Here is a 20,007-nt window from a genome sequence, read left to right on the forward strand (position 1 = left end):
TGGTCGCAAACGCATCCCGCACGAGGAGAAGAAGATGCAGGAGTCGATTGCCCCCGTCGAGCCCGTCCTGGAGCCTGCCGCGGCCGCGTTCGCGCAGGCGACGGCGAAGCCCCCGTTCTTGTTCGACCTGAGTCCCGCCGAGGGCCGCAAGGCTGTCGACGAGGTGCAGTCCGGTGAGATCGCCAAGCCGGAGATCGACGAGGAGTGGGTCACCGTCAGCGGCGGTCCGACCGGCAGCGTCCGGGCGCGGATCGTCAGGCCGGCCGGGGCCACCGGTACCTTGCCGGTGATCATCTACATACACGGCGCGGGGTGGGTGTTCGGCAACGCGCACACGCACGACCGTCTGGTGCGCGAACTGGCGGTGGGGGCGAACGCCGCGGTGGTCTTCCCCGAGTACGACCTGTCGCCCGAGGCCCGCTACCCGGTCGCGATCGAGCAGAACTACACGGTCGCCCGCTGGGTCGTCGCCGATGGCGCGAGCAAGGGCCTGGACACTGCCCGGATCGCGGTGGCCGGTGACTCGGTCGGCGGCAACATGGCTGCGGCGCTGACGCTGATGGCCAAGGAGCGGGGCGACGTCCGGCTCGTGCAGCAGGTGCTGTTCTACCCGGTCACCGACGCGAGCTTCGACACGGGCTCCTACCACCAGTTCTCGGAGGGCTACTTCCTGCGCCGTGACGGCATGCAGTGGTTCTGGGACCAGTACACCACCGACGAGGGCCAGCGCGCCGAGATCACCGCGTCCCCGCTGCGTGCCACCACCGAGCAGTTGAGCGGTCTTCCGGCCGCCCTGGTCATCACCGGTGAGGCGGACGTGCTGCGCGACGAGGGGGAGGCATACGCCAACAAGCTGCGCGCCGCCGGAGTCCCGGTGACCGCGGTGCGCTACCAGGGCATCATCCACGACTTCGTCATGCTGAACGCCCTGCGCGAGACCTACGCCGCCCAGGCGGCCATCACCCTGGCCATCGGCACTCTGCGGACCGCCCTCCACCCCGCCTGATCCTGTTCGGGGCGCGGTCCTGTCGCCGGCAGGTCCGCGCCCCGTCCTCGTCTCCGCGGCCGGCCCCGTGTCGCGGTGCAGCGGCACTGAGGGGCCCAGAACGGCGGACGCCCGCCTTGCCCGCCACTCCTGACCGCGCGGCGGCCGCGGTGCAGCCCCTGCAACTCTCCGTACATCAAGCAAGGATGATCCCTGATGACCGTATCCACGTCTCCGACCGTGGTCCTCGTCCATGGCGCCTTCGCCGATGCTTCCAGCTTTTCGCGCGTGATCCCCGAACTCCTCGCCGACGGCCTGAAGGTGGTGGCCCCGGCGGTTCCCAACCGCAGCCTGATCGGTGACGCCGCCTATGTCGCTTCCGTGGTCCGGCAGATCCCCGGCCCGGTCGTGCTGGTCGGCCACTCCTACGGCGGGGCGGTCATCACGGTGGCCGGTGCCGAGGAGAACGTAGCGGCCCTGGTGTACCTGGCCGGCTACGCACTGGAGGAGGGCGAGAGCCTGGGAGAGCTGCAGGGTGGCTTCCCCGACTCCGACCTTGCTGCCGCGCTGGTCTACACACCTTTCCCGATCGAGGGCGCCGCCGAACCCGGCACGGACGTGTCGGTCGACGTCGAGAAGTTCCCCGCGATCTTCGCCGCCGATGTCGACAAGGACGTCGCCGCGGTCCTCGCGGTGTCCCAGCGTCCACTGGCCGCGCAGGCTTTCGCCGAGGCGGCTCCCGCGGCGGCCTGGAAGACCAAGCCGTCCTGGGGCCTGGTGTCCTCCTCCGACCGCACCATCAACCCCGACGTCGAGCGCTTCGGCTACCGGCGCGCCGGGATGACCACCGTCGAGGTGGACTCCTCCCATCTGGTCATGCTCGCCCACCCCGAGCGGGTCGCCGACCTGATCCGCGAGGCCGTCCAGGCTGTCCGAGGCTGATCCGGCAGGCACGGCCCACGCCGCCGCCCGGCGGGCGGCGGCGTGGGCCGGCAGCATGTGGCACACGTCTCAGCAGGCAGGAGCGCTGCTGGACGGCAGTACCGTGGTGGCGTGAGTACGACGGGCGGTGGCACGGATGGAGGCGGGACGCAGTTCGGGCGCCTGCTGCGGGAGCTACGGCACAGCAGACGCCTGACGATCGAGGAACTCGCGGAATCGTCCGGCATCTCCGGCCGAGCCATCGGCGACATGGAGCGCGGGCGGAGCCTTCGTCCACATCGCGGCACGGTCACCGCTCTCGGTCAGGGGCCGCAGTTGGACGACGCCGGTCATGCCGAACTGCTGGCGGCTGCCCGCGCCGCCCGCCCGGGTCCGAGTCCCGCCGTCCCGGCCGCCGCGTCGCCCTACGCGCTGCCGCGAGGGGCCCGGGACTTCGTCGGCCGGCATCGGGAACTGGCACATCTGCGTACCGTGGTGGCGCCGGCCGCCGCGAACAGGGGAGCGGCGGAGCGGGCGACGCATCCCCTCGCACCGCCGGTGGTGGTGGTCTGCGGTGCGCCCGGCAGCGGCAAGACCACCCTGGCGATCCGGCTGGCCGAGGAGTCCGCGAGCGCGTTCCCCGACGGCGCGTTCCTGCTGGACATGCAGGGGCTGGACGACCAGCCGCTGTCCGCCGAACAGGCCGTGGTGCGGCTGCTGGACGCCTGGGGGGTCGACGACGCCGACCTGGCGCCCCACAGCGCCGAGGAGTGCCTCGCGCGCTACCGGACGATCACATCCCGGCTGCGCGCGGTCCTGGTGCTGGACAATGCCGGCAGCGAGGCGCAGATCCGACCCCTTCTGCCCCGCGAGGGACGTCTCCTCGTCGTGGTGACCAGCCGCCGTACTCTCGCCGGCCTGGAGGGAGTGCAGCGCGCGGAGCTCGGGGCACTGGACGACAAGGAGTCCGTCTCGCTGCTTCGCGCCGTGGTGGGCGCCGCCCGCGTGGACGCGGAACCGGAAGCGGCACGCTCGGTGACCGAGCTGTGCGGGCATCTTCCCCTGGCCCTCCGGGTGGCCGCCAACTGGGTCGCGACCCGCACCAACTGGAGCCTGCAGCGTCTGGCCGACCGGCTGGCCGACGAGGACCGCAGGCTGGATGCGCTCAGCGCGGGCGACCTGCGTGTCAATGCCGCCTTCTCGCTGTCCTATTCGCGACTCGATCCTCTCGCCGCCCGGATGTTCCGGCTGCTGTCCCTGGTACCGGGCCGGGATTTCGGTGTGCCACTGGCGGCCGTTGCCGCGGGCGTGCCCCTGCCCGACGCCGAAGACCAGCTGGAGGAGTTGCTGGAGGCAGGTCTTCTGATGACCTCCCCCGGTGACCGCTACCGCTTCCACGACCTGCTGCGCCTGTATGCCGCGGCCCGCCACCGGGCCGAGGACGGCACGACATCGGCGGCCACCCGGTCCCGCCTGCGCTCGTGGCTGCTGGACACCGCCGTCGTCGCGGGACGCTGGTACGAGCCGGGCTTCGGCACACCTCCCCCGGACCCCGGCCGACTGGTCGCGCTGGACGACCGTGATCAGGCGCTGCGGTGGATCAAGGCGGAGAAAGACAACTGGCTGTCCGCCTTCCGGGAAGCCGCCGAGAACGGTGAGCAGGCCAGGGTCACCGAGGTCGCGGAAGCGATGCACTGGTTCTCCGACAACTGGGTGTCCTGGGGCAACTGGACGGAGATCTACCGGCGTTCCGCCGAGGCCGCGGCGGCCCTGGGCGACCTCGCGCTCGAAGCGACCCACCGCAACTACCTGGCATGGGCCCACTGGGCGTGCGACCACAACCACGCCGCGGCCGTCGACGCGGCCACCCGCGCGCTCGGCCTGGCCACGGCCGCTGCGGATGTGGTCCAGGAGGCATGGGCCCATGTCTATCTCAGCTGGCTGCGGAGCGCCGTCGACGATCTCGCGTCCGCCGCCGACCATGTGTCCCTGGCCATGGAACTGTTCGACCGGGCCGATGACATCAACGGATACCTCACTGCGGCCAACGTGACCATCAGAGTGCTGGAGAAGGCGGGCCGGACGAGGGAAGCCCTGAAGACCTACCAGGAGGTCATGGACGCTCTCGCCTCCCCCGGCAACCGCGACCGGATCCCGCCGAGCGTGCGGGACGTGACCACGCTGGTCGCGACCCACAACGTGGCATTCATCCATTTCAACCGGGGACGCTGGGATGCGGCGGTGGAGGCTCTGCGTTCCATCCGCGGGCAGTTCGACGCCCGAGGTCTGTACGAGCAGGCCGGCAGGGTCCACCTGATGCTGGCGCATGCGCTCGCCCACCTCGGCAAGGACTCCGAGGCGGCTGCCGAGTACCGAGCGGTGCTGGCCCTCCAGGACCGCACCCCTGCGGCCGTCCTGGAGGAGGCCCGCACGGGTCTCACCGCCGTTGTCGCAGGGCGGCCGAATCCCCCGACCCGGTTCGGCTGAAGGGTGTCCCGCACCTCACCGGCCGACGGGGAATGAAGCGCCACTGCCCTTCCTTTCAACCCTTCGTCCCGGTGGCCCCTTCGGTACCCAGACCATGAGCCTGCCATTCGCGGGGCGTCATGCCGTATGCCGCCCGGAAGACCCGGCCGAAATGGCTGGGACTGACAAAACCCCATCGCCGGGCCACGGCCGCAACCCCGAGATCCCTGCCTTTCGACCGCAGAAGATCCCGCCGGCACCGCTCCAGGCGTCGTGCCTGGATCCACCTGCCCACCGTTTCGCCCTCGACCTGGAAGAGCTTGTGCACATAGCGCACCGACATGAAATTCGCCGCGGCGATCGTGGCCGGTGACAGACCCGGGTCCGGCAGGTTCCGGATGATGTAGTCCTTCACTCGCACCGCGGCTGCCGCAGCCGTTTCGGCGGCCTGGGGTGTGAAGCGGCCGCGCCGCTCGTCGATCAGCAGGGCCAGCAGATCAAGACCGGTCGTGGCGAACTGCCGGCCCACGGCGTCGCCGAAGCCCCTGGCCTCCTGCGCCATGCGCGCGAAGTACGCCGCCACCACGGCAGCGCTGCCGGTCCGGCCGGTGAAGGTCGTCGCGGTCAGTGCCCGCAGGTCCTCCTCCCGCACATGGAGCTCTTCACGAGGGAAGTGGAAGGAGGTGAAACTGAATTCTCCCCCGAGCTTCTTCCGGAACGGACGAGAGGAATCGGAAATGGAGAACTCGCCGGGATTGATGACGGATTCCCGGCCGTCTTGCTCTTTTATCGCAGTGCCGCTGTGCTGAAGCGAGAGGATGAGGAATTCCTGGTCGTCACGGGCGATCAGACGCCTGCTGCGCGTCACTGTCTGCGGTCCGGCACGGACAAGGGAGACCTGGACAAGACCGAGCTGTTCGCTGGAAATCACTCCGGGCGACGGTTCCGTCTCGAGAAGCCGGACATCGAGAGGTACGAAGGTGCGCGACACCACTTCATGCCATCGCTCCGACCGATCGGAAGCGGACAGCGGAGCGGTGGACAGAGCAATGGGCAACAGACGTCCTTCAGGAACGGCGTGGTCGACCGGCCGAGGGGCTACGTGCCGGCCACAACCCATGAGACCGCTCCCGCGCCGGGCAGTCCAGGAAGAATCGGAGGAAGAATCACCCGAAGGCTCCGTCCCGGCCGCACCGCCGACGGCCCGCACGCCCCCTCACATCACCTCCAGCGCCCGCCGCCCCCGCTCGACGAAGGTCCGCAGTGCCTGCCAGAACGGCGCGTAGGCCGAGTCGAAGCGGTCCGCGGCCGTGGGGTCGCCGTCGAGTACCGCCTCGACGGCACGATAGGCGGGGGTGGTGGTGCGGCGCAGTGCGTCGGCCGCTTCGGCGACCTCGGGCGGGCCCTCCAGGGAGACGATCCAGGTGCAGTGGCGCAGCCCGCTGTACTCGTCCCGCAGACGGTCCCTCAACCGGCCCAGTTCCGGGAGGCGTCGGGTGACGTCGTCCGCGCACAGGTCGGACACCTTCCAGTACAGGTCGCCCATCCGCTGCGCCCGCTCCATGAGGTCCGCGTAGGCCGCGCGCCGGGACTCACGCAGCCGCTCCGCCCGTTGCGCCCGCGTAGTCGTGTCCGCCTGGATGCGTGCCGCCCGCGCCGTACCGCGGCCGGTCACCCAGCTCGCCAGGACGGCCGTTCCCGCGGTCAGCGAGGCGATCCAGAACGCGTTGTCGGCCATGCCCTCCCCCTGTCCGGACCGTGGCCCGGGATCCACCGTCCCCGGTAGATCATGCCGGTCACCGCCCCCACCACGGGAGTCCGGGTATGTGGTGCCGTGCCCGGATCACGACGTGCCGGAGCCGAGCGAGCGCCGGGCGACCCGCTCCAGATGGGCGGTGAACACCTCGCGTGCGTCCGGGGTCAGGGTGCGCAGGGCCACCAGGGCCGTGATCACCACGTCGCACAGTTCGGCCTGGACGTCGTCCCAGCTGTGCGTGGTGCCCTTGCGGGGGTTCTGGCCCGTTGCGCCGATCACCGCCTGGGCGACCTCGCCGACCTCCTCCGACAGTTTCAGCACGCGCAGCAGCAGACCGTCGGCACCGTCGTGCGTCCGGTTCGCCTCCAGCCACGCGTACAGCAGGTCGATCGGCTCCCAGAGGTCCGCCGGGGTGTCGCGTTCGCTCATGCCCGCAGACTGCCATGCGGCGGCTACTCCTCGAACAACGCCTCCTGCTCGCCGTCCCCGTCCGCCCTCCGCCGCAGTCGCCGGTTCCGTGCCCCGATCACCACCGCCGCCGCGGCTCCTGCCACCGCGAACGCCGCCGGGACCATCCAGTCGCGGTTCACGGCGTTGCCGCACAGTGCGTCCAGGGAGAGCCGGCCGGGGCCCGCGACCGACAGGCCCGTCGCCACGAGGCCGAGGGACAGCGGGTGTTCGTAGCCGCCGTTCTGGCTGAAGAACCCGTTCGGCGCGTGGACGGCGACCGCCCCGGCCATGCCGGCGGCCACCGCGGCGCCCGCCGCCGGAGTCGCGAGGCCCAGCGCCAGCAGGGTGCCGCCGCCCGCCTCCGCGAGCCCGGAGGCCACCGCGCTCGCCTTGCCCGGGCGGTAGTCCAGGGAGTCCATGAACTGCGCGGCCCCGTCCAGTCCGGGTCCGCCGAACCAGCCGAACAGCTTCTGGGTGCCGTGCGCCGCCAGTACCCCGCCGGTCCCCAGCCGGAGCAACAGCAGTCCCACGTCACGTCGGTCGATACAGGTCACGATCACTCCCCGGGGCAGCCGGCAGGAACGGGTCCCCTCCGCCCCTCAACCGTCCCACCCGTCCCGCCCGACCGGCCTGTCCACGGAGCCGTTCGGGTGGCGCGCACCGGGCCCGGAAGGCGGGGTCCGGGACTCGGGTGGCGGGCGCCCGGTACCGATGTGACCCTGGCAGCCATGACGATTCAGACAGCCAAACTCAGCGATCCGGCGGTCCGGGCCTTCGTGGCGGCCCTCAACTCCCATGACCGCGAGGCCTTCATGTCGCTCCTCGCGCCGGACGCCACCATGTCCGACGACGGTTCCGACCGGGACCTCGCCGACTGGATCGACCGGGAGATCTTCTCCACCCACGGGCACATGGACGTCGACAACGAGTCCAACGGCGGCCGCTCGCTCGTCGCCCGGTACAGCAACGACACCTGGGGTGAGATGCGCACCCGGTGGAGCTTCACCGTGGACGGCGAGGGCAGGATCTCCCGTTTCGAGACCGGGCAGGCCTGAGCACCGGCACGGCTCTTGCCTTGGAGTGCGCTTCAACTCCTAGCGTCTTGGCCCATGGAGACCATCGAGCACACCAGGACGCTGGGACGCAGCGCGATCGAGGTCAGTGCCCTCGGCTTCGGCTGCTGGGCCATCGGCGGTGAGTGGAGCACCACGGACGGACAGCCGCTCGGCTGGGGCAAGGTCGACGACGAGGAGTCCGTGCGGGCCGTCCGCCGGGCCCTCGACCTCGGTGTCACCTTCTTCGACACGGCCGACGCCTACGGGACCGGGCACAGCGAGCGCGTGCTGGCGCGGGCCCTGGGCAAGCGGCGGGCGGACGTCGTGCTCGCCACCAAGTGGGGCAACGTCATCGATGAGGAACGCAGGCTGCTCGTCGGCAGCGACGACTCCCCGGCCTACGCCCGGCGTGCGCTGACGGCCTCACTGCGCCGCCTCGACACCGACCACATCGACCTGTACCAACTGCACCTGTCCGACGCCGAGCCAGAGCGTGCCGCCGAACTCCGTGAGATCTGCGAGGAGTTCGTACGGGAGGGGCTCATTCGCGCCTACGCCTGGAGCACCGACGACCCTGCGCGGGCCGCCGTGTTCGCCGAAGGCCCGCACTGCGCGGCCGTCCAGCACCGGCTCAACGTCGTCCAGGACGCACCCGAACTCCTGGCGCTGTGCGAGGAGTCGAACCTCGCGAGCATCAACCGGAGCCCCCTCGCCATGGGACTGCTGACGGGCCGGCACACCGGCGGACAGTCGCTCGCACCTGGTGACATCCGCACCTCCCCGCCCGCGTGGCTCTCCGGCTTCTCCGAGGGCGGAGGCGCCGACACCGACTGGCTGCGCCGGGTGGAGGCGCTCAGGGACGTCCTCACCAGCGACGGCCGCACGCCCGCCCAGGGCGCCCTCGCCTGGATCTGGGCCCGCAGTTCGCACACCGTTCCGATCCCGGGCTTCCGCTCGGTCGCCCAGGCGGAGGAGAACGCGGGCGCGATCGCGAAGGGGCCGCTCACCCCCCGGCAACTGGCCGAGGTCGAACGGATTCTCGGGCGGTGAGCGGTACCCCGGGCGCCGCGGGCGCGGATCAGGGGCGCAGGCCGAGTCCCTGACCGCGCAACCGCCGGCGGTACGGCACCGGGCCCCGCGGTCCGTACGGCGGTACGGGGTGTCCCGCCCTGTTCGGTGAGCCCGACCGGGCGAGAGACTGCGCGGGCCGGGAAGCCGGCGTCCGGGGCGTATGTCCGCACGGCGGCCGGCAGCGCCGCTTGTCGGGAAACCCCCTGCTGAGTGGCCTGCCGGCGAGGGCGGGTCCGCTGGTGCGCGCCCCCTTCGCCCCCCTTTCGCCGCGGCGGTGACCCGGCCATGACCGGGCCTTTGCCGCGCTTTTGTGACCCCGCTGCCCGTTGCCGGGGGATGCCTTTGTACGGTCCCCGAATGCGTGATTTCTCTCCGCCTTCGCCGCGTGCCGCACGGATGTCCCGTCGCGCCGTCCTCGGACTGACCGCCGCCGCGCCGTTGGCCCTGGCCGCGCCCGCGTCCGCGCTCACCACCGTCGGTGGTGAGCGGCTCGGCCGGTCAGGCGTCCAGGTACGGCAGCCCGCCGGCCTGCCGAAGAAACTCACCGCACGCTCCTGGCTCGTCGCCGACCACGGCACCGGTGAGGTGCTCGCCGCGTGCAACGCGCACCGCCGGCTCGCGCCCGCCTCCACGCTGAAGATGCTCTTCGCGGACACCGTGCTGACGAAGTTCGAGCCGACGCAGCGGTACAAGGTGACGGACGCCGATATCGCGGACGTTCCGGCGGGCTCCAGCCTGGTCGGCGTCAAGCCGGGGATCACGTACACCGTCGAGCAGTTGTGGCTCGGCGTCTTCCTCCGCTCGGGCAACGACGCGGTCCACGTCCTCAGCCACATGAACGGCGGGATCGCGAGGACCGTGGCGGAGATGCAGGCGAGGGCCGAGGATCTCCAGGCCCTCGACACCCATGTGGTCAGTCCCGACGGCTTCGACCACAAGGGGCAGCTCTCCTCCGCCTACGACCTCACGCTGTTCGCCCACCACGGTCTGCAGAACGCCGCGTTCCGCGGCTACTGCGCGACGAGGACCGCCGACTTCCCCGCGGGCGGCCGGAAGACCTTCCAGATCCAGAACACCGACCGGCTGCTGACCGGCGCATGGGGGCTGGGCACCTACAAGGGCATCATCGGGGTGAAGAACGGCTACACCAGCAACGCGGGCAACACCTTCACCGGCGCCGCCACCCGCGGCGGCCGCACGCTCCTCGCGACCGTGATGCACCCGGAGCCCGGCGGCAACGGTGTCTACGAGGAGACCGCCGCGCTGCTCGACTGGGGCTTCGCGCACGCCGGTGCGGCCGGGTCGGTGGGCACGCTGGTCACCCCGCTCAGCGCGGGCGGGGCGAAGGCGTCGCCCTCGCCGACCGCCACCGAGGCGGTGTCCGCCGCGCGGGCGGCCGGTGCGGCGAGCGGCTCGTCGTGGGGGCTGGCAGGCGGGGCCGGGGGAGTGATGGCGCTGCTGGCCGGTGGGGCGTACGCGCTGCGCAGGCGGCGGGCGACGATCGACCAGGGGCGCCACCGAGGCTGATCTGTGGGCGGCCGCTCCGTGATCCGGCGCGTACCTCGCGGTCCCACGCGAGGCCCACCCCCTGCCGAACCACGGAACGGCTGCCGCCTCCCCCTTGGTGTGGCCTGCGGAGCCTTGGTGCTCCAAGTGTGAAGCTCCGGTGGAGGGACCACGAGCATAAGCTCCCCACGTGCGAAACGGCACTGAGGTTCACATTCCGTTTGTGCAGGTTGAACGGGTGACCACGCCGGGTCGTGTCAGCCGCGGCCCACGTACGGCATCGTCGTCGCCAGGACCGTCGCGAACTGCACGTTCGCCTCCAGCGGCAGCTCGGCCATGTGCCGTACGGTGCGCGCCACATCGGACACGTCCATCACGGGCTCGACCGCGAGCTCCCCGTTCGCCTGGGGAACCCCGTCCCGCATGGACGCGGTCATAGCGGTCGCCGCGTTGCCGATGTCGATCTGGCCCACCGCGATGCGGTACGGACGCCCGTCCAGGGACAGCGACTTGGTCAGGCCGGTCAGCGCATGCTTGGTCGCCGTGTACGCCACCGAGCGCGGCCGGGGCGTGTGCGCCGAGATCGAGCCGTTGTTGATGATCCGCCCGCCCTGCGGGTCCTGTTCCTTCATCTGCCGGTACGCCGCCTGCGCGCACAGGAAGGCGCCGTTGAGGTTGGTGTCCACCACATGCCGCCACGCCTCGTACGACAGCTCCTCCACCGGCACCCCGCCCGGCCCGAACGTGCCCGCGTTGTTGAAGAGCAGGTCGAGCCGCCCGAACCGGTCGCGGACGGCCGTGAACAGGGCCTCCACGTCACCGGGTTCGCAGACGTCCGTCCGGACGGCGAGGCAGCGCCCCTCGGGCACGAGCGCGGCGGTCTCCTCCAGGGGCCCGGTGCGCCGTCCGGCGAGCACCACCGACCAGCCCGTGCGCACCAACTCCACCGCGACCGCACGCCCGATCCCCGAGCCGGCCCCGGTCACCACCGCGATCCTCGACCGGCGGGCGGATTCCATGGCATCCATGGGGCCGCAGCGTACGGGGAGAATCCGCCATGCGGAATCCTTCATCCGCCATACGGTTGTCGTCCGCGTGACCGTCCGCGTCCCCGGAGGCCGCGGACGGCGACTCACACCGAGGCGAGCCGGGGTGCCGCGTCCTCGCCGGGATAACGGACGCCGATCCGGTCCCGGATGGCGTCGAGTGTGCGCATCACGGCGAGGCTTCCCTCCAGCGGTACGAGCGGGGACTCGGTCTCGCCGGCCCGCAGCGCCCGCATGACCTCGGCCGCCTCGTGCTTGAGGCTGTTGCGCGGCCCGTCGGCGGGGTCGGCGCGGAACTCCTCGGGGTCCTGTCCGTCACGATGGAGCACAAAGCGGTCCGGGTAGAAGAAACCCTGGGGGACCTCGATGCGTCCCAGGGAGCCGGTGACCGCCGCGGTGACGGGGGTGCCGCCGTTCAGGGAGCAGTGCACCGAGGCGAGGGCACCGCTCTCCCACGAGAGCAGCGCTCCGGTCTGCAGATCGACGCCCTCCTCGGAGAGCACCGCCCGTGCGGCGATGTCCGACGGCTCCCCGAGCAGCAGGTGGGCGAACGACACCGGGTACACGCCCAGGTCGAGCAGCGCCCCACCACCGAGCGCGGGGTCCCGCAGCCGGTGCGAGGGGGGAAAGGGACCGGCGAGCCCGAAGTCGGCCTGGACGCTGCGCACCTCACCGATCGCCCCGTCGTCGACGAGCGCCTTCAGCCGCCGCACCAGCGGATTGCAGTACATCCACATGGCTTCCATCAAGAAGGCGCCGCGTTCCTGCGCCAGCGCGACCAGTTCTTCGGCCTCGCGCGTGTTCAGCGTGAACGCCTTCTCGCACAGGACATTGCGACCGGCCTCAAGGCACATTCCGGCCGCGGCCCGGTGCGCCGAGTGCGGGGTGGCGACGTACACCACGTCGACGTCCGGGTCCTCGGCGAGAGCGTCCCACCGCCCGTAGGCCCGGGGTATCCCGAACCGCTCCGCGAACGCCCCGGCCGACTCCTCGGTCCGCGAGGCGACCGCCACGATCTCCGCGTCCGGGAGGTCGACCAGATCGGCCGCGAACGCCGCGGCGATGCCCCCGGTCGCCAGGATCCCCCACCGCACCCGTCCGTCCGCCGTCCCCACCATGTCCGCCCCTCGGTCCACCACACCGGCCATCCCGTACGAGCTGAGAGCATATGTGGCGGACCAAACGAGGGGGGAGGGGCTCATGCCCGAGCGTGGGCGCACCAGGCACGAGCGCCGGCCGGAGGGCCGCACGACCGGGGTGGTCGCGACGGCATCCGTGACCGAGGACGCTGTACCCCCGACCGAGGCGCGGGCCCCCGCACCGGGAGGCGCCCTCCGCCGTACCGGTCTCCTCGTCACCCTGGTCCTCGGCGGCCTCACCGCCACGCCCCCGCTGGCCATGGACATGTACCTCCCGTCCCTGCCGGAGGTCACCCGTTCCCTGCACGCGCCCGCCGCCACCGTGCAGCTGACCCTCACCGGCTGCCTCGCGGGCATGGCGCTCGGCCAGCTGCTGGCCGGCCCGATGAGCGACAGATGGGGACGCCGCCGCCCGCTGCTCGTGGGCCTCGTCGGCTACGTCGTCGCCACCGCGCTGTGCGCGCTCGCGCCCTCCGTGGAGTCGCTCGTGGTGTTCCGGCTGGTGCAGGGGCTGGCGGGTGCGGCCGGGATAGTGATCGCGCGCGCCGTCGTCCGCGATCTGTACGACGGCGTCGCCATGGCCCGGTTCTTCTCCACCCTGATGCTGATCTCCGGGGTCGCGCCCGTCGTCGCGCCCCTCATCGGCGGCCAGATCCTGCGGGTGACGGACTGGCGGGGCGTCTTCGTCGTCCTCACCGTCGTCGGGATCGCGCTCACCGGGCTCGTATGGGCGAAACTGCCGGAGACGCTGGCGCCCGCCGAACGGCACGACGGGGGAGTCGGCACGGCCCTGCGCTCCATGCGGCGGCTGCTCGCCGACCGCGCCTTCACCGGGTACACCGTCGCGGGCGGCTTCGCCTTCGCGGCCCTGTTCGCGTACATCTCGGCCTCCCCGTTCGTGATCCAGGAGATCTACGGCGCCTCCCCGCAGACCTTCAGCCTGCTGTTCGGCCTGAACTCGGTGGGCCTGGTGGCCGTCGGCCAGATCAACGGAAAGCTCCTGGTCGGACGGGTCGGGCTGGACAAGGTGCTGGCGGTCGGCCTGGCCGTGATCACGCTCGCGGCGACCGCCCTGCTGCTGATGTCGACGGGTGCCCTCGGCGAGGTGGGCCTCGTCCCCGTCGCCGCCGCCCTCTTCGTCCTGATGTCGGCGATGGGCCTCGCGATGCCCAACACCCAGGCGCTGGCCCTGATGCGCACCCGGCACCACGCCGGTTCGGCGTCCGCGCTCCTCGGCGCGTCCTCCTTCCTCATCGGTGCCGTGGCCTCGCCGCTCGTCGGGATCGCCGGCGAGCACACCGCCGTTCCGATGGCCGTCGTCCAACTGGCGGCGGCACTGGTGGCCGTCCTCTGCTTCGTGGCACTGTGCCGTCCGTGGAACCAGGGAGCGGTCGTGCACGGCGGGCGGCAGGCAGGGACCCCGGGAGGGGACGGCTGAGCGCGCCGAGACTGCGCATCGACACACCGGAGAAGGCCGGGCTGGACGGGGAGGAACTGCGCCTCCTGGTGGACGGGATCCGCGACGCCGTCGAGGGGGAGCGCCCCTGGGCCGCCGGCGCCGTGGTGGTCGCCGGGCGCGGCCCGGTGATCGCCGTCGAGGAGGCGGTGGGCTGGGCGGTCCGGTACTTCGCCCACGACCCCGAGACGGACCGCGGGGTGGAACTGCCACCGGAAGCGCGCGTGCCCATGACCACGGACACACGCTTCGACCTGGCCTCGCTCACCAAGCTGTTCACCACGGTCGCCGCGGTCCAGCAACTGGAGCGCGGCACGATCGACATCGACGCGCCGGTCGAGACGTATCTGCCGGACTTCAACGGGGTGGCGGCGCACGGCGTCACCGTGCGCCGGCTGCTGACGCACACCTCCGGCCTGCGGCCGGAACTCCCGCTGTACGACCACCCTTCCTACGCGGCGCGGATCGCGCTGCTGCGGGCCGAGGCACCGGTCACCGCGCCCGGCACCCACTGCTACTCGGACCTGAACATGCTGCTCCTGCAGTTCGTGCTGGAGCGCGTCACCGGGCACCCGCTCGACGAGCTCGTCGAGGACCGCATCACCCGGCCGCTCGGGATGACGGCGACCGGGTTCGGACCCAGCCCCGACGCGGCGGCGACCGAGGACCAGCGGCGGCCGTGGGCCAAGGCGGACCGCGGGATGCTGCGCGGTGTGGTCCACGACGAGAACGCCTGGGCGCTCGGCGGGGTGGCGGGCCATGCGGGCCTGTTCTCCACGGGGCGCGACCTGGCCGTCTTCTGCCGCACCCTGCTCGCGGGCGGTTCGTACGGCCAGGCGCGCATCCTCGGCCCCGACTTCGTCGATCTGATGCTGGCCCCGCCCGGGCTGGGATTCGCGGTCGACCGGCCCTGGTTCATGGGGGAGCTGGCCGGCGGGGGTGCGGCGGGCCACACCGGCTTCACGGGCACGTCACTGGTGCTCGACCCCTCGACGGACACGTTCCTCGTCCTCCTGGCGAACGCGGTCCACCCGCGCCGCCGTGACCCGGACAACCGGGTGCGGGCCGAGGCGGCGGATCGACTGGCACGGGCGGTCCGCGGCACCTGAGAGAATCTGCGGGTGAACGCCCCCGTCTCCCCAGCCGACACGCTCCGCGCCGCCCTCGCCGGGCTGCTGGACGGGCTGCCGCCCCGGCAGGCCGCACAGGCCGTGGACCGGCTGATCGCCAACTACCGGGGACGGACCCCGACCGACGCCCCGGTACTGCGGGACCGTGCGGATGTGGTCGCGTACGCCGCGTACCGGATGCCCGCGACGTTCGAGGCGGTGCGCGCGGCACTGGAGGCGCTCGCGGACGCCGCGCCGGGATGGGTGCCTTCGGACCATGTGGACGTCGGCGGCGGGACCGGCGCGGCGACCTGGGCCGTGAGCGCGACATGGGACGGCGAACGACCGGTCACCGTGCTCGACTGGGCCGAGCCGGCCCTCGAGCTGGGCCGCGAGATCGCCGCGGCGAACCCGGCGCTGAAGTCCGCCGTATGGCAGCGCACCCGTATCGGAGCGGCGCTCGGCATCGAGAGCACCGATCTCGTCACGGTCTCCTACGTCCTCGGTGAGCTGACCGGGGCCGACCGCGCCCATGTCGTCGACGCGGCGGCTGCTGCCGCTCAGGCCGTCGTGATCGTGGAGCCCGGCACCCCGGACGGCTACGCCCGCGTCATCGAGGCCCGCGACCGGCTGATCCACGCCGGACTCCAGGTCGCGGCGCCCTGCCCGCACAGCGCGGCCTGCCCCGTCGTCCCCGGCCAGGACTGGTGCCACTTCTCCGCCCGGGTCAGCCGCTCCTCGCTGCACCGGCAGGTCAAGGGCGGAACACTGGCGTACGAGGACGAGAAGTTCAGCTACGTCGCCGCGGCCCGCTTCCCGGTGGCGCCGGCCGCCTCCCGGGTCGTCCGACGCCCCCAGATCCGCAAGGGGCAGGTGCTGCTCGAGCTGTGCGGCCCGGACGAGTCCCTGCACCGCGAGACGGTGACCAAACGGCACGGTCCGCTGTACCGGGCGGCCCGCGACACGGACTGGGGAGACGCCTGGCCGCCCGAGGACCGCTGACACCGCTTCCGGGCGGGCCCCGCGCCTCCACCGGCCGATTTTTCGTTCGGATATGTCCGGGCACATGCCGACACCGTCGCAGATGAAGGCCCGCGGTCGGCGTCGCCCCGACCACCCCGGATGTGGGCTCCGGTCACCCGAGGCGCAGGATGGTGGGACGATAAGGCATGCCGTCCGCACCACAGCAGCGAGCGAGGGGATAGATGAGCGCAGAGTTCGGCCGCCGCAAGGGCGCGCAGGGCAGGATCTCCCAGTGGCTGCGCGGACGACGTCCCGCCCGTCTCGAGGAGGGCGCCGGGGACGGCGACCGTGAGGCGATGCTGCTGGCTGCCGCCGCCGCAGGGCTGCCGATCGCGCCCGCCGCGCATCCCCTCGGCTACCGCTGCTCCTGCGACCGCGTCGGCTGTCCGACGCCCGCCCGCCACCCGGTCTCGTTCGCCTGGCAGACGCAGTCCACCACCGACCGTGCACAGGTCGAGCGCTGGGTCCGGCACCAGCCGCAGGCGAACTTCATCACCGCCACCGGGATGGTCCACGATGTGCTGGACGTCCCGCGCGAGGCCGGTGAGGAGGCCCTGGGACGGCTGCTCGAGGCCGGCGTCGAGGTGGGTCCGGTCGCCGTGACCGGTGACGGGCGCATGCTGTTCTTCACACTGACGCGCGGTACACCCGAGGACGAGGACGAGTGGTGGCCGTGTGAACTGGACTGCCACCCCGAGACGATGGACGAGCACCCGGGCCTGCGCTGGCACTGCCGGGGCTCGTACGTGCTGCTGCCGCCCGCGCGGCTGCCGGGCGAGAAGTCGGTGGAGTGGGTCCAGGGCCCGGAGCACCCGCTGCCGGATCCGCTGAGCCTGCTCGAGGTGCTGACCGACGCGTGCGCGCGGCACGCCCGGGACGAGATCGAGCTCGCCGGCTGGCCGCATCGGGGCTGAGCCCCGGCGGCACGCCCTATTCGCCCTTCGCCCCCGTCAGCCCCTCCACCCTGCTCAGGAACGTCACCTTGCCCCGCGTGGGGTCCAGCACCGCCTGGTTGGAGACGAACTCCAGCGTCAGGGACTGCTTGGCCTCACCCGTCAGCAGCGCCTTGATGCTCGGGTCGGCCACCGTGATGTTCACGCCCGGTGCGGCCGTCTGCTTCTCGAAGTGGCGGGTGGCGAAGAAGACGAGCGCGCCGCCGTCCGCGGTGCGCAGTCCCACCGGGGCGTAGTCGCCGCCCGCCAGCGGTTCGTCGAGGTACTGCCGGGCGAGCCCCGGCTTGGTGGCGTTCTTCAGCCGGGTGGCGCGCCACCCGGAGGTGTGCGCGCCGGGCGCGAACGTGTCCCCGCCGGACTTCAGATACGCCGTGTAGGCCGGACCGAGCTTGTGGGGCTGCACCGCGAGCGCCGCGTCGTCGGCGGTGACGGGCTGGGCCCAGCCGTCCTCGTCCTTCTTGAACGCCGGTACATCACCGGCCGCGAGGATCGTCAGATACGACACCGCCCACACCTTGCTCGCGTCGGAGCGGGTGAAGACGAGCAGCCAATGGGCGCCGGTGTTGCCCTTGTTGGACCGGGTGTCGGCGACGAACCAGCGCGGCCAGCCCGCCTTCTCGGGAATGGTGAACTTCGCGTCGGTCAGCTTCAGCGGGACATGGGCCGGGTTGCCCGCCGGGTGGTTCCTGTGACCGGCGTCCAGCTTGCCGCCGTCGATGGCGGCGAGCGGGCCGGTGACCCGCGCCGCGTCCAGGGAGCGGTCGTAGGCCTTGTCCGCCTTGTTGTACGCGGTCATGAAGTCCGCGAGAGCGCGGGACGCTTCGGCACGTGTCGCCGTCGGAACGACCTCCCGCTCGCCATGGACCACGACACAGCCGCTCGCGACCACGGCGACGGTGCCGGCCGTCGCCGTTGCCAGGGCGAACCGGCTGAGACTACGAAGCGTTCGAGGGCTGCGATCCCCGCGATCCCTGGTCATCAGTGGCCTTCACCTTCCCCTTCCCGGAGGCGAACCCTACCGGGACGAGGAAGATGGCGAGGGTGGGGACCAGATACAGAGCCCACACCGTGATCTGGAGGACCGTCGGGTCGGGCTGGAAGTTGAACACGCCCTTGAGCAGGGTGCCGTACCAGCTGTCCGGCGGGATGGTCCCGCTGATGTCGAAGGCCAGCTTCGTCAGGCCCGGGATCCAGTCGGCCTCCTGCAGGTCGTGGAAGCCGTAGGCGAGCACGCCCGCGGCGACGACGACCAGCATGCCGCCCGTCCAGGTGAAGAACTTGGCGAGGTTGATCTTCAGGGCGCCGCGGTAGAACAGCCAGCCGAGGAGCACCGCGGTGGCCAGGCCCAGCGCCACGCCGATCAGCGGGCGCGGGGTGCCGTCGCTCGCCGCGTGCACCGAGGCCCATACGAACAGCGCGGTCTCCAGACCTTCGCGGCCCACGGCCAGGAACGCGGTGGCGACCAGCGCGCCCGTGCCCAGCGCCAGGGCCGCGTCCAGCCTGCCGTGCAGTTCGGACTTCAGATGCCGGGCGGTGCGACGCATCCAGAAGACCATCCAGGTCACGAGGCCGACCGCAAGAATCGACAGGGAGCCGCCGAGCGCCTCCTGCGCCTGGAACGTCAGTTCCTGGGAGCCGAATTCGAGCGCGCAGCCGAAGCCCATGGCGAGGGCGACCGCGACGGCGATGCCGATCCAGATCGGCCTGAGCGCGTCCCTGCGGCCCGTCTTGACCAGATAGGCGATCAGAATGCAGACGACGAGGCTGGCCTCCAGCCCCTCGCGCAGGCCGATCAGGTAGTTGGAGAACACTGGCTACGCCTCCTCGGTGAGCAGCGTCCGGCCCCACCAGTCGTCCTTGTCCCGGACGCCGGGCGGGATCGCGAAGACCGCCGAACCCACGTGCTGGATGTATTCGTTGAGCGCGTCGGACGCCGACAGCTTGCGCTGGAGCGGGATGAAGCCCTTGCGCACGTCGCGCTGGTAGGCGAGGAAGAACAGACCCGCGTCCAGCCGGCCGAGTCCGTCCGTGCCGTCGGTGAAGGAGTAGCCCCGGCGCAGGATCGTGATCCCGCCGTTGGAGTCGGGGTGCGCGAGCCGTACGTGGGCGTCGGGCTTCATAGCCTTCAGGAACGGCTCGTCGTGCTCCTTCGCCTTGCCGACGGGAGCGCCCTCGCCCTTGTCGCGGCCGAAGACGTCCTCCTGCTCCTGCAGGGAGGTACGGTCCCAGGTCTCGATGTTCATCCGGATACGCCGTGCGACGAGATACGAGCCGCCGGTCATCCAGTCGGTGCCGTCGCCCTCGCCGACCCACACGAACTTCTTCAGCCGGTCGGTCTCGGTGCCCGCGATGTTGCGGGTACCGTCCTTGAACCCCATGAGATTGCGCGGGGTCTGGGCGTCCGGGGTGGTCGAGGAGGTCTTGCCGAAGCCGAGTTGGGACCAGCGGACGGCGACCTTGCCGAAGCCGATGCGGGCCAGGTTGCGGATCGCGTGCACGGCCACCTGGGGGTCGTCCGAGCAGGCCTGGATGCACAGGTCGCCGCCGGTGCGGGACGTGTCCATGTTCTCACCGGGGAAGCGGGGCAGGTCGACCAGCGCCTCCGGTCGCCTGCCGGCCAGCCCGAACTTCTCGAAGAACGACGGCCCGAACCCGATCGTCAGGGTCAGCCGCGACGGCTTGAGGCCCACGGCCTCGCCCGTGTCGTCCGGCGGTGCCTCGGCGAGCCCGCCGAACGCGCCGTCGCCGACCGCCTGCCCGGCGGTCATGCGCCGGGCGGCCGCGGTCCAGTCCTTGAGCATCTGGACGAACTCGGCGCGGTCGTCGGTCTTCACGTCGAACGCGGCGAAGTGGAGCCGGTCCTGCACCGGTGTGGCGATGCCCGCCTGGTGCGCGCCGTGGAAGTCGACCGCGACGCCCGTCGCGGACCCGGCCGGGTCCACATCGTTGCCCGTACGTGTCATCGCCACCGTGCCGCCGGCCGCGGCGGCTCCGAGCGCGAGTCCGGCACCGCCCCAGCCGATCAGCGCACGGCGCGAAGGACTCGCGGTGCCTTGGGTCTCGGTCATGGT

At 71.8% G+C, this 20,007-nt stretch carries 19 protein-coding genes; 10 read left to right on the forward strand and 9 right to left on the reverse strand.

The features are described 5' to 3' along the window. Window positions 1-34: 34 nt before the first annotated feature. From ACSHXN_RS28640 to ACSHXN_RS28650, 3 genes are all read left to right on the forward strand, one after another. Complete coding sequence (locus tag ACSHXN_RS28640) at window positions 35-1,006, forward strand: alpha/beta hydrolase (RefSeq protein ID WP_356110799.1); 972 nt, start codon at window positions 35-37, stop codon at window positions 1,004-1,006. Window positions 1,007-1,201: 195 nt separating this feature from the next. Further along, on the forward strand, window positions 1,202-1,927 hold the full coding sequence (locus tag ACSHXN_RS28645) for an alpha/beta fold hydrolase (protein ID WP_438304157.1): 726 nt from the start codon (window positions 1,202-1,204) through the stop codon (window positions 1,925-1,927). A gap of 111 nt (window positions 1,928-2,038) precedes the next feature. Beyond that, window positions 2,039-4,393 carry a helix-turn-helix domain-containing protein gene (locus ACSHXN_RS28650; RefSeq protein ID WP_438304159.1) on the forward strand — a complete coding sequence of 785 codons (2,355 nt, stop codon included), beginning with the start codon at window positions 2,039-2,041 and terminating at the stop codon, window positions 4,391-4,393. A 55-nt stretch (window positions 4,394-4,448) separates the two neighbouring features. Here ACSHXN_RS28650 and ACSHXN_RS28655 read toward each other — a convergent pair whose 3' ends face one another. The 4 genes from ACSHXN_RS28655 to ACSHXN_RS28670 form a co-directional block, all read right to left on the reverse strand. Next, complete coding sequence (locus tag ACSHXN_RS28655) at window positions 4,449-5,363, reverse strand: helix-turn-helix domain-containing protein (RefSeq protein ID WP_355132171.1); 915 nt, start codon at window positions 5,361-5,363, stop codon at window positions 4,449-4,451. A gap of 225 nt (window positions 5,364-5,588) precedes the next feature. After that, complete coding sequence (locus ACSHXN_RS28660) at window positions 5,589-6,110, reverse strand: hypothetical protein (RefSeq protein WP_355132172.1); 522 nt, start codon at window positions 6,108-6,110, stop codon at window positions 5,589-5,591. Window positions 6,111-6,215: 105 nt separating this feature from the next. Continuing rightward, entirely contained in the window at window positions 6,216-6,557 is a 342-nt protein-coding gene (locus tag ACSHXN_RS28665) for a MazG-like family protein (RefSeq protein WP_355132173.1), read from the reverse strand. 23 nt (window positions 6,558-6,580) lie between these two features. Next, the gene (locus ACSHXN_RS28670; RefSeq protein ID WP_355132174.1) at window positions 6,581-7,132 is read right to left on the reverse strand and encodes a DoxX family protein; all 552 of its coding nucleotides are present in this window, start codon (window positions 7,130-7,132) and stop codon (window positions 6,581-6,583) included. A gap of 174 nt (window positions 7,133-7,306) precedes the next feature. On the opposite strand from ACSHXN_RS28670, the gene ACSHXN_RS28675 reads away from it, so the two are divergent. From ACSHXN_RS28675 to ACSHXN_RS28685, 3 genes are all read left to right on the forward strand, one after another. Next, the gene (locus tag ACSHXN_RS28675) at window positions 7,307-7,633 is read left to right on the forward strand and encodes a nuclear transport factor 2 family protein (protein ID WP_355132175.1); all 327 of its coding nucleotides are present in this window, start codon (window positions 7,307-7,309) and stop codon (window positions 7,631-7,633) included. A gap of 54 nt (window positions 7,634-7,687) precedes the next feature. Further along, window positions 7,688-8,683, forward strand: coding sequence for an aldo/keto reductase (locus ACSHXN_RS28680; RefSeq protein WP_438304162.1), 996 nt, complete (start codon window positions 7,688-7,690; stop codon window positions 8,681-8,683). A 378-nt stretch (window positions 8,684-9,061) separates the two neighbouring features. After that, entirely contained in the window at window positions 9,062-10,231 is a 1,170-nt protein-coding gene (locus ACSHXN_RS28685; protein WP_355132177.1) for a D-alanyl-D-alanine carboxypeptidase family protein, read from the forward strand. 236 nt (window positions 10,232-10,467) lie between these two features. Here ACSHXN_RS28685 and ACSHXN_RS28690 read toward each other — a convergent pair whose 3' ends face one another. Next, window positions 10,468-11,238: an SDR family oxidoreductase gene (locus tag ACSHXN_RS28690; protein WP_355132178.1), complete on the reverse strand. Its 771-nt coding sequence runs from the start codon at window positions 11,236-11,238 to the stop codon at window positions 10,468-10,470. 104 nt (window positions 11,239-11,342) lie between these two features. Further along, window positions 11,343-12,374, reverse strand: a complete 1,032-nt coding sequence (locus tag ACSHXN_RS28695; RefSeq protein ID WP_359448877.1) for a Gfo/Idh/MocA family protein — start codon at window positions 12,372-12,374, stop codon at window positions 11,343-11,345. An 82-nt stretch (window positions 12,375-12,456) separates the two neighbouring features. On the opposite strand from ACSHXN_RS28695, the gene ACSHXN_RS28700 reads away from it, so the two are divergent. From ACSHXN_RS28700 to ACSHXN_RS28715, 4 genes are all read left to right on the forward strand, one after another. Beyond that, window positions 12,457-13,833, forward strand: a complete 1,377-nt coding sequence (locus ACSHXN_RS28700; RefSeq protein ID WP_438304165.1) for a multidrug effflux MFS transporter — start codon at window positions 12,457-12,459, stop codon at window positions 13,831-13,833. Then, entirely contained in the window at window positions 13,761-14,960 is a 1,200-nt protein-coding gene (locus tag ACSHXN_RS28705; RefSeq protein ID WP_438304167.1) for a serine hydrolase domain-containing protein, read from the forward strand. The genes ACSHXN_RS28700 and ACSHXN_RS28705 overlap by 73 nt, the downstream gene beginning before the upstream one ends. A 12-nt stretch (window positions 14,961-14,972) precedes the next feature. Then, window positions 14,973-15,962 (forward strand): small ribosomal subunit Rsm22 family protein, encoded by a 990-nt coding sequence (locus ACSHXN_RS28710; protein ID WP_355795418.1) that lies wholly within the window; start codon window positions 14,973-14,975, stop codon window positions 15,960-15,962. Between the two features lie 203 nt (window positions 15,963-16,165). Further along, window positions 16,166-16,897 carry a bifunctional DNA primase/polymerase gene (locus ACSHXN_RS28715; protein WP_356110781.1) on the forward strand — a complete coding sequence of 244 codons (732 nt, stop codon included), beginning with the start codon at window positions 16,166-16,168 and terminating at the stop codon, window positions 16,895-16,897. 16 nt (window positions 16,898-16,913) lie between these two features. Here ACSHXN_RS28715 and ACSHXN_RS28720 read toward each other — a convergent pair whose 3' ends face one another. Genes ACSHXN_RS28720 through efeB form a run of 3 tightly spaced genes read right to left on the reverse strand, consistent with a single transcriptional unit; the run spans window position 16,914 to window position 20,004 of the window. Next, window positions 16,914-17,915, reverse strand: a complete 1,002-nt coding sequence (locus ACSHXN_RS28720; RefSeq protein ID WP_356293139.1) for a hypothetical protein — start codon at window positions 17,913-17,915, stop codon at window positions 16,914-16,916. Next, the gene (efeU, locus tag ACSHXN_RS28725; RefSeq protein WP_355132185.1) at window positions 17,872-18,747 is read right to left on the reverse strand and encodes an iron uptake transporter permease EfeU; all 876 of its coding nucleotides are present in this window, start codon (window positions 18,745-18,747) and stop codon (window positions 17,872-17,874) included. The genes ACSHXN_RS28720 and efeU overlap by 44 nt, the downstream gene beginning before the upstream one ends. Before the next feature lie 3 nt (window positions 18,748-18,750). Next, window positions 18,751-20,004, reverse strand: a complete 1,254-nt coding sequence (efeB, locus tag ACSHXN_RS28730) for an iron uptake transporter deferrochelatase/peroxidase subunit (RefSeq protein WP_355132186.1) — start codon at window positions 20,002-20,004, stop codon at window positions 18,751-18,753. Window positions 20,005-20,007: the final 3 nt, after the last annotated feature.

The sequence above is a fragment of the Streptomyces sp. HUAS TT11 genome, assembly GCF_051553595.1.
Taxonomy (GTDB): Bacteria; Actinomycetota; Actinomycetes; order Streptomycetales; family Streptomycetaceae; genus Streptomyces.